Source organism: Streptomyces sp. NBC_00637, from assembly GCF_045161545.1.
In the GTDB taxonomy this organism is placed as follows: domain Bacteria; phylum Actinomycetota; class Actinomycetes; order Streptomycetales; family Streptomycetaceae; genus Streptomyces.
Genome location: NZ_CP109046.1, coordinates 387,761 through 401,975, shown reverse-complemented (window position 1 = coordinate 401,975; position 14,215 = coordinate 387,761). Strand labels below are relative to the sequence as shown.

At 70.4% G+C, this 14,215-nt stretch carries 13 protein-coding genes and 1 pseudogene; 10 read left to right on the top strand and 4 right to left on the bottom strand.

The window, feature by feature from the left end; genetic code table 11:
• Positions 1-40 precede the first annotated feature (40 nt).
• Entirely contained in the window at positions 41-268 is a 228-nt protein-coding gene (locus tag OG440_RS01690; protein ID WP_406005020.1) for a DUF2945 domain-containing protein, read from the top strand.
• Complete coding sequence (locus OG440_RS01685; RefSeq protein ID WP_406005019.1) at positions 268-609, top strand: DUF3140 domain-containing protein; 342 nt, start codon at positions 268-270, stop codon at positions 607-609. Before OG440_RS01690 ends, OG440_RS01685 begins: the two co-directional genes overlap by 1 nt.
• 33 nt (positions 610-642) lie before the next feature.
• On the opposite strand, the gene OG440_RS01680 is transcribed toward OG440_RS01685, so the two are convergent.
• Positions 643-873, bottom strand: coding sequence for a hypothetical protein (locus OG440_RS01680; protein ID WP_406005018.1), 231 nt, complete (start codon positions 871-873; stop codon positions 643-645).
• 214 nt (positions 874-1,087) lie between these two features.
• Here OG440_RS01680 and OG440_RS01675 point away from each other — a divergent pair, with 214 nt between their 5' ends.
• A complete protein-coding gene (locus tag OG440_RS01675) occupies positions 1,088-1,759 on the top strand; it encodes a beta-glucanase (RefSeq protein WP_406005017.1) in 672 nt (223 codons plus the stop codon).
• A 12-nt stretch (positions 1,760-1,771) separates the two neighbouring features.
• Here OG440_RS01675 and OG440_RS01670 read toward each other — a convergent pair whose 3' ends face one another.
• Positions 1,772-2,005 (bottom strand): hypothetical protein, encoded by a 234-nt coding sequence (locus tag OG440_RS01670; RefSeq protein ID WP_406005016.1) that lies wholly within the window; start codon positions 2,003-2,005, stop codon positions 1,772-1,774.
• Between the two features lie 144 nt (positions 2,006-2,149).
• Here OG440_RS01670 and OG440_RS01665 point away from each other — a divergent pair, with 144 nt between their 5' ends.
• Positions 2,150-2,578 (top strand): DUF6003 family protein, encoded by a 429-nt coding sequence (locus OG440_RS01665; RefSeq protein ID WP_406005015.1) that lies wholly within the window; start codon positions 2,150-2,152, stop codon positions 2,576-2,578.
• A gap of 359 nt (positions 2,579-2,937) precedes the next feature.
• On the opposite strand, the gene OG440_RS01660 is transcribed toward OG440_RS01665, so the two are convergent.
• Together OG440_RS01660 and OG440_RS01655 are read right to left on the bottom strand one after the other, a co-directional pair.
• Positions 2,938-4,275 carry an L-fuconate dehydratase gene (locus OG440_RS01660; protein WP_406005014.1) on the bottom strand — a complete coding sequence of 446 codons (1,338 nt, stop codon included), beginning with the start codon at positions 4,273-4,275 and terminating at the stop codon, positions 2,938-2,940.
• Positions 4,276-4,286: 11 nt separating this feature from the next.
• Positions 4,287-4,400, bottom strand: a pseudogene (locus OG440_RS01655) (2-hydroxyhepta-2,4-diene-1,7-dioate isomerase); the annotation flags it as partial.
• Positions 4,401-5,221: 821 nt separating this feature from the next.
• Here OG440_RS01655 and OG440_RS01650 point away from each other — a divergent pair.
• From OG440_RS01650 to OG440_RS01625, 6 genes are all read left to right on the top strand, one after another.
• A complete protein-coding gene (locus OG440_RS01650; protein ID WP_406005013.1) occupies positions 5,222-6,274 on the top strand; it encodes a sugar ABC transporter substrate-binding protein in 1,053 nt (350 codons plus the stop codon).
• Between the two features lie 109 nt (positions 6,275-6,383).
• Positions 6,384-7,961: a sugar ABC transporter ATP-binding protein gene (locus OG440_RS01645; RefSeq protein ID WP_406005012.1), complete on the top strand. Its 1,578-nt coding sequence runs from the start codon at positions 6,384-6,386 to the stop codon at positions 7,959-7,961.
• Positions 7,962-7,963: 2 nt separating this feature from the next.
• Entirely contained in the window at positions 7,964-9,004 is a 1,041-nt protein-coding gene (locus OG440_RS01640; protein WP_406005011.1) for an ABC transporter permease, read from the top strand.
• A gap of 85 nt (positions 9,005-9,089) precedes the next feature.
• Positions 9,090-9,803, top strand: coding sequence for a FadR/GntR family transcriptional regulator (locus tag OG440_RS01635; protein ID WP_406005010.1), 714 nt, complete (start codon positions 9,090-9,092; stop codon positions 9,801-9,803).
• A gap of 116 nt (positions 9,804-9,919) precedes the next feature.
• Positions 9,920-13,126, top strand: coding sequence for a glycosyl hydrolase family 95 catalytic domain-containing protein (locus tag OG440_RS01630; protein ID WP_406005009.1), 3,207 nt, complete (start codon positions 9,920-9,922; stop codon positions 13,124-13,126).
• Between the two features lie 132 nt (positions 13,127-13,258).
• Positions 13,259-14,179, top strand: coding sequence for an amidohydrolase family protein (locus OG440_RS01625; protein WP_406011221.1), 921 nt, complete (start codon positions 13,259-13,261; stop codon positions 14,177-14,179).
• Positions 14,180-14,215 lie beyond the last annotated feature (36 nt).

Here is a 14,215-nt window from a genome sequence, read left to right as displayed (position 1 = left end):
CCGATCGCGCTGTCCGATCCCCCTGTCCCAGGAGAACGCCATGCCGAAGAAGGACGAGCCGAGCAAGGGCGACAAGGTCTCGTGGAAGAGCCACGGCCAGAACGTGACCGGGAAGGTGAAGAAGAAGATCACGGACCGCACCGAAGCGGCCGGCCGGACGGTCGACGCCTCGAAGGAGGAGCCGCAGTACGAGGTGGAGAGCGACAAGACCGGACGCTCCGCAGTGCACAAGCCCGGCGCCCTGCGCAAGAAGGGCGACCGGTCCTGATGGCGGCAGAGCGGCGCGGTGCCGACCGTGACGAGACCGTCGACGCGTTCCACGAAGCGGTCAACATGACCGCCGGTCGGCTGGAGAAGTGGCTGGACACCGACGAGTCGAAAAGCGTCGGGCAGAGCGACGGCGGCGAGAGCGTCGGCCATGCCTCCGGGCGGCGCATCGTCAAGCTTCTGCACACCAACAAGACGGATCTCACCGACGACGACCTCGCGCACATGCGCAAGGTCGTCGGCTACGTCCACCGCCACATCGAACAGCGCCCCGACGGCGACATCACCGGCACCCCCTGGCGCTACTCCCTCATGAACTGGGGCCACGACCCCGAGAAGTGACCGGTGTCGCCCGGACGGTCCCCGGTGGTTCGGCTACCGGCGGTTCGGGTCGTGGTCCCAGGTTCTCGGGCCGCCGCCTCGCCACTCGATCAGCGCGGACGTCTCGACGTAGGCCTCGTCGGCGTCGTCGAAGCCGGTCTCCCGGAGGAACTCGGCGACGTCCAGCAGGCCGTACGCCATGCCCAGGAAGTGGTCACCGGCGCGCACTCGCCGACCGCCGTCCGCGGCGGGCGGGTAGATCACGACGGGATGCGCAGGGCCCATGCCCACAGGGTGCGCCCTGCGCGGAACATGCGCATGCGGGCCCACCGTGCACAGGGCGAGCCCGATACGGACGCCCTCGGGGCGGCGCCCTGCGCGTGTGCTACGCCGAACGGGTGAATCACGGGTCGTGAGAATTCGGGCACCGCATGGCCGGGGCCGCCGTGGGGAGAAATCCGGCATGTGATGCCGTACCCGGCGACCGAGGGAGCCCGCGGTGAGCACCGTCGTCTTCACAGCCGATTTCTCCTCCGACCGTCAGTGGGTGGCGGGCCGTTCCTGGGCCTATCCCGACGGCGGTCCCACCAACCCCGGCGACAACAAACTGGACCACCTCACCGCCGACCCCTCGTACTCCCGTACCGGCACGTTCCGCGCCACGCGCAGATCCGACGGACTGTGGGACGCCGGTCTGTTGACCACGGAGGAGAGCCCCGAGGGCTTCATGCTCCGTACCGGGGACCGCCTCGACACCAGGGTGCGGCTGCCCGCCGGGCCGGGTGCCTGGCCGGCGATCTGGACCTGGCGGGACGGGGGCAACGAGGTCGACGTCTTCGAGTACCACCCGGACAACCCCGACCTGCTGGAGTTGAGCAACCACGTACGCGAGGGCCACAGTTACGTCCGCGACGAAGCCGTCCGCCCCGGTGGTGTCATCGATCTGAGCGTGACGTTCGGCAGGCGCAGCGTGGTCTGGTCGCTGAACGGGGAGCGGGTCTTCGCCGACGGACGGGGCGTCGGGTCCTCGTGGCAGGCCTACCTCATCGTCAACCTCTCGGTGTGCGCGGGGCGTTACCACCCGCCCCCCGACGACGCCACCACCGAGTTGTCGTACGAGGTGGAGAGTCTGGTGGTGCACCGTGCGACGGACCGTGGCTCCGGGCCATGACGACGCGACGTGTCAGTTGTTCCCGCGCCGCATCCGGTCCCGCCAACGCGCCCCCGCGTCACGGGTCTTGCCGTTGAGCTTGTCGCGTCCCTTGGCGAGCAGCAGGGCGAGCGGCGTCATCGCAAGGCCGATCAGCAGGGCGGGCTGCCAGTCCATCCCGTCCCGCCGATACCGCAGGAAGAGGACGCACACGGCGTAGAGCGCGACCAGCATCAGAGCCGTGCGTAAGGGTTTCGGCAGAGTCATGACATCCGGATACCCGGGCCACGCTCCCGCATGACGCGCTCACTCCCGAAGGTAATCCGGATGCGGTGGGGTAGAGGGACGTCGATCGGCCCCCGACCGAGGTGGCCGGATGTTCCGTTGTCTCCCGTCGAGAAGGAGCCGAGCATGACCGACGAGGCCTACCTGTTTCTGTTGGACGACGCCGCCGTGGAACTCGGCGTGGCCCCGGCCGCCGTCGGTGACCTCGCCTGCATGGAGACCACGGCGGTACGCGCGTGGCTGGACGCCCAGGGAAGCACGGCGACCTCCCCCCGCCTGCGACTCCTGCCGCCGGAGGAGAGGACGGCCGTTCCCGAGGGAGCGGAACGGCTGCCCGTCCCGCTGAGCGACGAGGAACTGAGCCGGGTGCGCCATCACCTGGCGCCCGCGGTGCACGCCCGGGTCGAGGAGGAACTGCTCGCCTACCGTGACAGCGCCGAGGGCAGGGACGAGTTGATCGGGCGGGCCCTGGCCGTCGGCGTGCCGCCGCACCGCATCACGGAACTGACCGGCGTGGACCCCGCCACCGTGACCGCGGCGGCCGGCGGCCGGTGACGCGTCGGCCGTACCGGCGATAGCGGGCGGCGAGGGGCGGCAGCCCGGGGCGGCCGACCATCGTCTCCGGAGAGTTCCTTCCCCGATCATGTCCCGGGTCTGGGGGACGTGGACGGTGGTTCCTATGACGTTGACGCTCCCTTGTCGCGCGATCGCTCCCTGTCCGGTTGCCCCGTGAACGTCGATCACGCACAGCCGTCCCGATCGGGATCGGTCGCCACGGTCCTCACGACCGGGAGGCCGGGCGGAGCCCGAGCCCCCGCATACCGTCGTCGACGGCCAGGGCAGTACGAGTCACGCCTGCGGTCACGCCACCGATCGCCCGGTGGGTCACACGGTCGGGAGACCCGGGAGGCCGGTCACGCACCCTTGTGTCCTTCGGCGAGGTCGGCGGCCCAGAAGACGCCGTCGGGGTAGCGGTACTCGGCGAGGGACCCGGGGAGCATCGCGGCGGAGAAGCCGGGGGACAGCGGCGCGGTGTAGTGGCCGTCGCGGATCACCACCGGCGCGACGAAGTGTTCGTGGAGGTGGTCGACGTACTCGATGACCCGGTTCTCGGTGGTGCCGGACAGGGCCAGGTAGTCGAACATCGACAGGTGCTGCACCAGCTCGCACAGCCCCACGCCGCCGGCGTGCGGGCACACCGGCACCCCGAACTTCGCGGCCAGCAGCAGGATCGCCAGGTTCTCGTTGACGCCGCCGACCCGGGCGGCGTCGATCTGGACGACGTCGACGGCGCCGGCCTGGAGCAGCTGTTTGAAGACGATGCGGTTCTGGACGTGCTCGCCGGTGGCGACCTTCACGGGCGCGACGCCTTCACGGATCGCCGCGTGGCCGAGGATGTCGTCCGGACTGGTGGGCTCCTCGATCCAGTACGGGTCGAACTCCCCGAGGGCCCGGACCCAGGTGATCCCCTCGCCGACGTTCCAGCGCTGATTGGCGTCGATGGCGATACGAACGCCGTCGCCGACGGCGGCGCGGGCGGTGCGCAGCCGCCGGACGTCGTCCGCCAGGTCGGCGCCGACCTTGAGCTTGATCTGGGTGAAGCCGTCGGCGACCGCTTCCTTGGCGAGGCGGGTCAGTTTCTCGTCCGAGTAGCCGAGCCAGCCCGGCGAGGTGGTGTACCCCGGGTAGCCGCGCTCCAGCAGCGTCGCCTCACGCTCGGCGAGTCCGTCCCGCCCGTCCCGCAGCAGGGTCAGGGCGTCCTCGGGGGTGAGGGCGTCGGCGATGTAGCGGAAGTCGACCTGCGAGACCAGCCACTCGGGGTCGGCGTGGGCGAGCAGCCGCCACAGGGGCTGACCGGCCCGCTTCGCGGTGAGGTCCCACACCGCGTTCACCACCGCCCCGATCGCCATATGCATGACGCCCTTCTCGGGACCGAGCCAGCGCAACTGGCTGTCGCCGATCAGATCGCGGCTGAGCGATCCCGGGTCGGCGCACAGCTCCTCGACGCGGCGGCCCAGGAGATGGGGGCGCAGCGCGCCGATCGCCGCGACCTGGACGTCGTTGCCGCGCCCGATCGTGAACGTGAAGCCGTGACCTTCGAGCCCGTCGCCGGCGTCGGTGCGCAGCACCAGATAGGCGGCGGAGTAGTCGGGGTCCGGGTTCATCGCGTCGGAGCCGTCCAGTTCCCGGGAGGTGGGGAAGCGGATGTCGTAGGTGTCGACCGAGATGATCCGGGCGGGAGTTGCAGACAAGGGGGTGCCTTTCACGCTTGGCCGAAGGTCGGCCGCCGGCCGCCGAGCCCGTCGATCTGGAGCTGGACGGTGTCGCCGGAACGGAGGGAGGGGGTGCCGGGCAGGTCGAGGGCCACACCCGCGGGCGGGCGCCGGGTCGGCCTCTTCGCGCAGGTCACCGGCCCGATCACCCGCACGGTCCGGACTCGACCCATATTCATCGGAGGAATGACGACTCCGTGACTGTAAAGGCTGGTCGGCGTCTGGGCAATGAAGTCCTCGGATGTATCCGTCGCGAGCCACCGGTTCTCGCCGAAGTCCGCTGGGACATGTCGGTATTCGTCGGGGTGGCGGTGCCGATCGATGTCGGCCCATCGGAGGAATGCGTGCCGAGCGGGCCACGCGACGGATCGACGCACCCGTTCAGGGCGGTGGCGAGAAGCGCTCGAGCGCGGACACGCCCGGCGCCTCCGGCGCGGCGGGCGTGGTGGACGTCGGACACCCCGGGGGTGTCGAGCGCGTCGGGTGTCGTTCCCGACAGCGGGACTATGCCGAATCGTGAACTCCGGAACCTGTCGGTCCCCGCGCGGATGGCGCAGGATAAGCGCAGCTCAGTGCCGCTCGGGCCGGTGCGGGCAAGGTCGTCCGTCAGGCTCGTGACCGAATACGGGGTGATGCCGTGGAAAACGTTGGGGACGGACTCTTGTCAACGTCGGCGACGCCGTCGTAACGTCCACGTCGTCCCGGATACATCGGAGGAATCGGCTTCGCTGTCTCCCTCGCTGTTCCGTTCCGCTTTCTCGGCCCTCCGCTTCACCCTCATCCCATCCCCGCCGGCACGGTCCGCGCACACCCTCGACAGCGGCCGACTCTCCGATTCGAGTCCGCGTCCCGCGCACCGGGCGCCGACACCCCTGCTGCCGCCGCCGCGCACCGCCCTGCCCTGGCTAAGGAGAAACACACGGCCATGAAGCTCGCTCGCACCCGCTCAGCCGCCGCAGCCGCCGGCACCGTCCTCGTGGCGCTCGCCCTCGTCACCGCATGCAACCGCGAGAGCACCAGCTCGGGTGCCGCGGGCGGCGCGGACAAGCCGGCCATCGGCATCGACCTGCCGCGCTCCGACTCGGACTTCTGGAACTCCTACGCCGACTACGTGAAGAAGGACGTCAAGGCCGACGGCGTCAACGCGCTGCCGCTGAGCAACTCGCAGAACGACGTCACCAAGCTGGTCGCCAATGTGCAGGTGTTCGAGAACACGGGCGCCAAGGCGGTCGTCATGGCGCCGCAGGACACCGGTGCCATCGCCTCCACCCTCGACACGCTCGCCTCGAAGAAGATCCCCGTGGTCAGCGTCGACACCCGCCCCGACAAGGGCGACGTCTACATGGTCGTACGCGCCGACAACAAGGCGTACGGCACCAAGGCCTGCGAGTTTCTCGGCAAGCAGCTCGGCGGTACCGGCAAGGTCGCCGAATTCCAGGGCGCCCTCGACTCCATCAACGGGCGCGACCGCTCCGAGGCCTTCGCCGCATGCATGAAGACGAAGTTCCCGAAGATCAAGGTCTTCGAGCTGCCCACCGACTGGAAGGGCGACGTGGCCTCCGCCAAACTCCAGAGCCTGCTCGCCCAGCACCCCGACCTGAACGGCATCTACATGCAGGCGGGCGGTGTCTTCCTCCAGCCGACCCTGGCTCTGCTGGAGCAGAAGGGTCTGCTCAAGCCGGCCGGTCAGAAGGGGCACATCTCGATCATCTCCAACGACGGCATCCCGCAGGAGTTCGACGCGATCCGCAAGGGCCAGATCGACGCGACGGTCTCCCAGCCCGCCGACCTGTACGCCAAGTACGCGCTGTACTACGCCCAGGCCGCGGCCGACGGCAAGACGTTCAAGGCCGGGAAGACCGACCACGACTCCACGATCATCGAGATCCCCAACGGTCTCGAGGACCAGCTGCCCGCCCCGCTGGTGACCAAGGACAACGTCGAGGACAAGACGCTCTGGGGCAACAACGTCGGCTGACGACCCCCCTGGGGGACAGGCACGCGGAGGCGGCGGCGCACCCCGCCCCTCCGCCCCGCACCCGCCCCGCCCGTACCCCCGTATCCGGACCGGAAGGACGGTATTCACCATGGCGGACTCCGCGACCGCCCCGGCGCCAGGCACCGTGAGCCGCGCCCCGGTGGCCGAGGCGACCGGAATCAGCAAGCGGTACGGCGCCACCGTCGCACTGCGCGACGCCCGCATCACCATCGCCGAGGGCGAGTCGCACGCCCTGGTCGGACGCAACGGCGCGGGCAAGTCGACGCTCGTGTCCATCCTGACCGGGCTCCAGCAGCCCGACACCGGCACCCTGCGCTTCTCCGGCGCGCCGGCGCCCGCCTTCGGTGACATCGACGCCTGGCGGTCCAGGGTGGCCTGCGTCTACCAGCGGTCCACGATCATCGGCGACCTCACCGTCGCCGAGAACCTCTTCCTCAACCGGCAGAGCGAGGCCGCGCTGCGACCCATCCGCTGGAAGGAGCTCCGGCAACGCGCCGAGCAGCTTCTCGGCGAGTACGGAGTGGACGTCGATCCCACGGTCCGGGCCAGGCATCTCACCGTGGAGCAGCGGCAGTTCGTCGAGATCGCGCGGGCCCTGTCCTTCGGCGCCCGGTTCATCATCCTGGACGAGCCGACCGCCAAGCTGGACGCCCGCGGAATCGACCGGCTCTTCGACAAGCTCCGCGACCTCCAGCGGCAGGGCGTCGCCTTCCTCTTCATCTCCCACCACCTGCAAGAGGTCTACGACCTGTGCACCACGGTCACCGTCTACCGGGACGCGGCCCACATCCGTACCGCGGCGGTGGCCGGACTCGGCAAGCACGAACTGGTCGAGGCCATGACCGGCGAGTCCGCCACGACGACGAGCGCCGACGGGACCGGCGCGGCCGCCTCCGCGGCCGGCTCCAGGGAGCTCCTGGCCGTCGAGGGACTGACCCTGTCCGGCACCTGCCGAGACCTGTCCCTCTCCGTGCGCGCCGGTGAGGTGGTCGGTCTCGCGGGCGCCACCGCCAGCGGCAACGTCCAGGTGGGGGAGGCCGTCGCCGGTCTGCACCGCGCCGAGGGAGGCAGGATCGCGGTCGATGGACGCACCGTCCGGCCCGGCAGCGTCCCGGCCTCCCTCGGCGCGGGTGTCGGCCTGGTGCCGGAGGACCGTCACGTCCAGGGTCTCGTCGGCAATCGCAGCGTGGCGGAGAACGCCACCCTCACCGTCACCGACCAGCTCGGCCCGTTCGGTACCGTCCTGCCGGCCCGCACCAGGACCTTCGCCCGGCGGATGATCCACGACCTCGACATCAAGACGCCGGGCGCGGGCACCCCGGTCTCGGCGCTCTCCGGCGGCAACCAGCAGAAGGTCGTCGTGGCCCGCGCCCTGGCGACCGACCCGCATGTGCTGGTCGCCATCCGGCCCACCAACGGAGTGGACGTCAGGTCCAAGGAGTTCCTGCTCGCCAGGATCCGCGGGGTCGCCGAAGCCGGCAAGGCCGCGCTGATCGTCTCCGACGAACTGGACGACCTCAGGGCGTGCGACCGGGTCCTCGTCATGTTCCACGGACGCGTGGTCGCGGAGTTCGACCGCGGCTGGAAGGACGAACAGATGGTCGCCGCCATGGAGGGCGTCGCCGGCACCCCCGCAGCAGCCGACACCGAAGAGCACGGAAGGTAGTCATGTCCGCCACCACCGATGTCACCGACCCCGCCGCGAGCGTGGCGCAGACGTCCGCCAAGAACACCCGGCGCGGACTCGATCTCGGCCGCTTCCGTGAACTGTCCCTCGTGCCGGCCATCCTCGTCCTGGGCCTGATCGGGTTCATCGTCTCCCCGGCCTTCCTCACCTCCGACAACCTCATCGGTGTGGCCCAGCAGTCCACCGAGCTGAGCCTGCTCGTCCTCGCCACGGCGCTGATCCTGATCGTCGGCCGGATGGACCTCTCCCTGGAGTCGACGATCGGGGTGGCGCCCGTCATCGCCGTCTGGCTCGTCCTGCCCACCAGCGGCGGCCGGTTCAACGGCCTGGGACTCTTCCCGCAGTGGACGGCGATCCCGCTCTGCCTCCTGGTCGGGGTGGCGATCGGCGCCTTCAACGGCTTCCTCATCCTCAAGCTGCGCCTCAACGGCTTCATCGTCACGCTCGGCGGACTGACCATGCTGCGCGGACTCCAGGTGGCCCTGTCCGAGGGGCAGTCCATCGTGGATCTGCCCCCCTCCTTCACCTATCTGGGCAAGGCCTCCTGGCTGGGGGTCCCGGCCGCCATCTGGATCTGCGCGGTGCTGTTCGCGGCGGGCAGCTGCGCGCTGGCGTGGCTGCGCCACGGCCGGGCGTTGTACGCGATCGGCGGCAACGCGGAGGCCGCCCGGACCGCCGGTATCCGGGTCGACCGGATCGTGTGGGTCGTGCTGATCATCGGCAGCCTGCTCGCGGCGTTCGCCGGCATCCTCTACAGCGGTCACTACGGTTCCATCTCCGCCACCCAGGGCAGCGGCTGGATCTTCCAGGTCTTCGCCGCGACGGTCATCGGCGGTGTCAGCCTCAACGGCGGCAAGGGCTCGGTGTTCGGCGCGCTCACCGGTGTGCTGACCCTCCAACTGGTCGTCAACGTGATGACGCTGGCGGGTGTCCCGCCGCTGTGGAACCAGTTCCTCAACGGCGCGATCATCATCGTCGCGCTGATCATCTCCCGCTTCGCGTCCGGCGAGAAGCAGGAGTAGACGCGCCACCCGGGGCATCGCGCGGGCTCGCTCCGGGGCCGCGCGGAGTCCCGTCGGGTTTCCCCGGGACAGAGAGGCACCCCTCGTGGCACTGACGGACGAGGCGATGGAGAAGATCAAGGCGATGATCGTCGCGGGTGAACTCGCGCCGGGGTCCCGGCTGCCCAAGGAGGACGCTCTCGCGGGTCAGCTCGGTCTGTCCCGGAACTCGCTGCGCGAGGCGGTCCGCGCGCTGACCGCCATGCGCATCCTGGTCACCCGGCAGGGCGACGGCACCTACGTGTCCAGCCTGGAGCCGCACCTCCTGCTCGAGACGATGTCCTTCGCGGCCGACGTGTCCCACGGGCGGACCGCCCTCCAACTGCTCCAGGTACGCAGGCTGCTGGAGCCGCCGGCGACCGGTCTTGCCGCCACCGTGCTGACCTCGGGGGACCTCGAGGAACTCGGCGCCATCCTGGAGCGGTCCCGGGCGGCCGCCACGGTGGACGAGTTCGTCGCCCACGACATCGCCTTCCACCTGCGCATCGTGGAAGCCGTCGGCAACCCCGTGCTGTCGATGCTGCTGCGCGTCCTGTCCACCCGTACCCAGCGGGTGCGCATCGTGCGGGGGAGCAGGGCGCGGCGCGCCGTGGAGCGCGCGCACACGGAACACGAGGAGATCCTGCGCGCCCTCGGAGCACGTGACGCGCTGCTCGCCGTGTCCGCCGCGACGGTTCATGTGGCCGCCGTCGAACACTGGCTCGCCGCGAGTTGGGTCGACGCGGACGGACCGTCAGCTGACGACAGATCGCACCCCTAGACATCCGATCTATTGTGCCGTGAAGATGGCCACAGACCACAACGCCCTCGATGAACGTCGAAGTGGCTGCAACTCCCTCCGTGAAAGAGCCGATGAATGGGCCGGGAGATCTTACTGTGAGCAATGAATCCCAACCGCTGAGACGAAGCGTCCTCAAGTTCGGCGGTGCTCTCGCCGCGGCGCCTCTGGCCACGCAGCTGACAGGCGCCATGCCCACCGGACAGGCCGCCGCCGCGCCCCGGGCCGCGGCGGGCATGCAGTGGCCGACCCTGTCGCGCAAGGCGCTGCAGTACTCCGTCCCCGCCGCGGACTGGCAGTCGCAGGCCCTGCCGATCGGCAACGGCCGGCTCGGCGCGATGCTCTTCGCCGATCCCTACGAGGAGCGCATCCAGTTCAACGAGCAGAGTCTGTGGGGCGGGGTCGACAACTACGACAACGCGCTCGCCGGCAAGCCGGACAGCGACTTCGACACCGGCATGACCGGCTTCGGTTCGTACCGCGCCTTCGGCGACCTCTTCGTCACCTTCGCCGCCCGTCCGAAGCCCGTGGTCACGGCTCCGGGGGGACCGTACGACTCCTCCGCGTCGGAGGGCGTCGACAAGACGTACGACGGCGAACCGGGCACCAAGTGGTGCATCGACGGGCCCGGCGCCAGGGTGCGGTGGCAGGTCGTGCTTCCCGACCCCGTCGAGGTCCCCTCCTACCGCCTGACGAGCGCCAACGACGTTCCCCAACGCGACCCGCAGGAATGGACGTTCTCCGGATCGGCCGACGGCGCCACCTGGACCACGCTGGACAGCCGCACCCTGGAGGCGCCCTTCGAGAGCCGCTTCCAGACCAGGGAATTCACCTGCGCCGACACCGCGGCCTACCGCTTCTACCGGTTCGACTTCGTCCCCAAGGCGGGCGTCAGCCACTTCCAGGTGAGCGAGATCGGCCTGACCGGCGTCGACCTGGGCGGGGACGGTTCGGTGTACCTGTCGTCGCCGAGCGGGCACTCCCAGGGGTCCGGCGCCCGTCCCGGAGCCGGGTCCTGGGACATCTCCTGTGCCGCGGACCGTGATCCGGGCACCGTCTGGCGGGTCGACGGCGCCGCGCCCACCGTCGTCTGGCAGGCAGACCTGCCCCGCGCCGCCGCCGTCACCTCGTACACGCTGACCTCGGCACCGGACCGCCCGAAGGACGATCCCCGGCAGTGGACGCTCGAGGCGTCGCACGACGGGACGGCCTGGACGACCCTCGACACGCAGAACCCGGGGGCGCCCTTCGCCGGCCGCGGCGAGACCCGGACCTTCGCCTTCAGCAACAGCACGGCGTACCGCGTCTACCGGCTCACCCTGACCGGCGGCGGGTCCGCCACCGGCTTCCAGATCGCGGAGATCGCGCTGGCGGGCAACGGCTTCGACACCCGCGCCCAGCGCGCGGTCGTCGACTACCGGCGCACCCTCGACTTCGTCGACGGTCTGCACGTCACCCGCTTCGGCGCGCCCGGACAGCGCATCCTGCGGGAGGCGTTCGCCGGCCGCTCCGCGGACGTCATGGTCTTCCGCTACACGTCGGACCGCGCCCGGGGACTCTCCGGCGCGATCTCGCTGACGTCCGCGCAGGAGCAGGCCCCGACCGCCGTGGACGCCGGCGCCGGGCGGATCGCCTTCAGCGGCGTCATGGGCAACGGACTGAAGCACGCCTGCACCGTCCAGGCCGTACACACCGACGGCGACCTCAGCGCCGACGGTTCCGTGCTCCGGTTCAGCGGCTGCACGACCCTGACCCTGTTTCTCGACGCCCGCACCGACTACCGGCTCGACGCCGCCGCCGGATGGCGCGGAGCCGCTCCGGAACCGATCGTCGACCGGGCTCTCGACGCAGCGGCCGCCCGGCCCTACGGCAGGCTGCGCGACCAGCACGTCGCCGAGACGCGCGCTCTCATGAAGCGTGTCTCGGTCACCTGGGGGACCACCTCGGCCGCCGTCACCGCTCTGCCCACCGACGCGCGACTGGCGCGTTACGCGGCGGGCGGCGAGGACCCGACCCTCGAACAGGCGATGTTCGACTACGGCCGGTACCTGCTGATCAGCTCCTCCCGCCCGAACGGCCTGCCCGCCAACCTTCAGGGGCTGTGGAACGACAGCAACCAGCCGGCCTGGGCCTCCGACTACCACACCAACATCAACGTCCAGATGAACTACTGGGGAGCCGAGACGACGAACCTGCCCGAGTGTCACGAGGCACTCGTCGAGTTCGTCAAGCAGGTGGCGGTGCCCAGCCGGGTGGCGACCCGCAACGCCTTCGGCGAGGACACGCGCGGCTGGACGGCCCGCACCAGCCAGAGCATCTTCGGTGGCAACGCGTGGGAGTGGAACACCGTCGCGAGCGCCTGGTACGCCCAACACCTCTACGAGCACTGGGCGTTCACCCAGGACCTGACCTATCTCCGCACCGTCGCCCATCCGATGATCAAGGAGATCTGCGAGTTCTGGGAGGACCATCTCGAGGAGCGCGAGGACGGGCTCCTCGTCTCGCCGGACGGCTGGTCCCCCGAGCACGGGCCGCGCGAGGACGGCGTCATGTACGACCAGCAGATCATCTGGGACCTGTTCCAGAACTACCTCGACTGCGAGGCGGTGCTCGACGCGGACCCGGCCTACCGGGCCAAGGTCGCGGACATGCAGGCACGCCTCGCGCCGAACAAGATCGGCAAGTGGGGTCAACTCCAGGAATGGCAGGAGGACATCGACAGCCCCACCGACATCCACCGCCACACCTCGCACCTCTTCGCGGTCTACCCGGGCCGCCAGATCACGCCCAGGACGCCCGACCTGGCCGCCGCGGCCCTCGTCTCCCTCAAAGCACGGTGCGGGGAGAAGGAAGGTGTCCCGTTCACGGCCGCGACGGTCTCCGGCGACAGCCGCCGCTCGTGGACCTGGCCCTGGCGGGCCGCCCTCTTCGCCCGCCTCCGGGACGGTCGGCGCGCCCAGATCATGCTGCGTGGACTGCTGACCTACAACACGCTGCCCAACCTGTTCTGCAACCACCCGCCCTTCCAGATGGACGGCAATTTCGGCATCTCGGGCGCCGTGGCGGAGATGCTGCTCCAGAGCCACGACGGAGTCATCGACCTGCTGCCCGCCCTTCCGGACGGCTGGAAGGCCGAGGGATCCTTCACCGGGCTCCGCGCCCGGGGCGGCTACGAGGTCGGCTGTACGTGGCGGAACGGCAAGGTGACGTCGTACGAGATCGTGGCCGACCGGGCACGGAACCGGAAGCCCGTCACCGTACGGGTGAACGGCGTCGACAGGAGGGTGAAGCCGGCCAAGCCCTGACGGCGGCCCCGGATCGCGGCGGCGCGGGCCGTCGGCGGGGCCACGTGAGGGATCCCTCACGGATTTCCCGCGCACAGGAGTGGACCCGCCGCCGCACCCGGGACGATCGTGGGCGCCATGGATGATCACCGTATGGAACCCGTCGACCCTGGTGGCACCGCCGAACCCGGCCCTGCGGGGGAGGAGGCCGCGCAGGTGCGCCGTTTCTGGGGCCGGCTCGGTCTTCCCGGGCTGGTCGACGTCCACACGCACTTCATGCCCGAGCGGGTCCTGCGCAAGGTCTGGGCCTACTTCGACGCGCTCGGCCCGCGGTCCGGCGGGCTCGAGTGGCCGATCACCTACCGGAACGAGGAGACGGAACGGACCGCCCTGCTCAGGGAGTTCGGCGTACGGGCCTTCACCGCGATGCTCTACCCGCACAAGCCGGGCATGGCCCGGTGGCTGAACGACTGGGCGGCCGACTTCGCCCGCCGCACGCCCGACTGCCTGCACACCGCGACCCTCTACCCCGAGCCCGGCGTCGAGACCTACGTCCGGGAGGCCGTCGAGGCGGGCGCGCGTGTCTTCAAGGCGCACGTGCAGGTGGGGGCGTACGACCCGGCCGACGAACTCCTGGACCGGACATGGGGGTTGCTGGCCGAGGCGGGGATCCCCACGGTGATCCACTGCGGCTCCGGCCCCGCACCCGGCAAGCACACCGGACCCGAGCCGATCGCGCGGGTACTGGCGCGCCACCCCCGGCTCCGGCTGGTCGTCGCGCACCTGGGCATGCCCGAGTACGAGGAGTTCCTCGGCCTCGCCGAGCGGTTCGGGGAGGTGCGGCTGGACACGACGATGGCGTTCACCGATTTCGCCGAGGCGATGATGCCGTTCCCCGGCCGAGCCCTGCCCCGGCTGGCCGGGCTCGGCGACCGCGTACTGCTCGGCTCCGACTTCCCCAACATCCCCTATCCGTATGTGCACCAGCTCCACGCCCTGGAGCGGCTGGGTCTCGGCGACGAGTGGCTGCGGGCGGTCTGCCACGACAACGCGGCGCGGCTGTTCGACCTGTGAGAGCCCCGCCGTGGTGCTCGCCACGCGAGCGGGGTC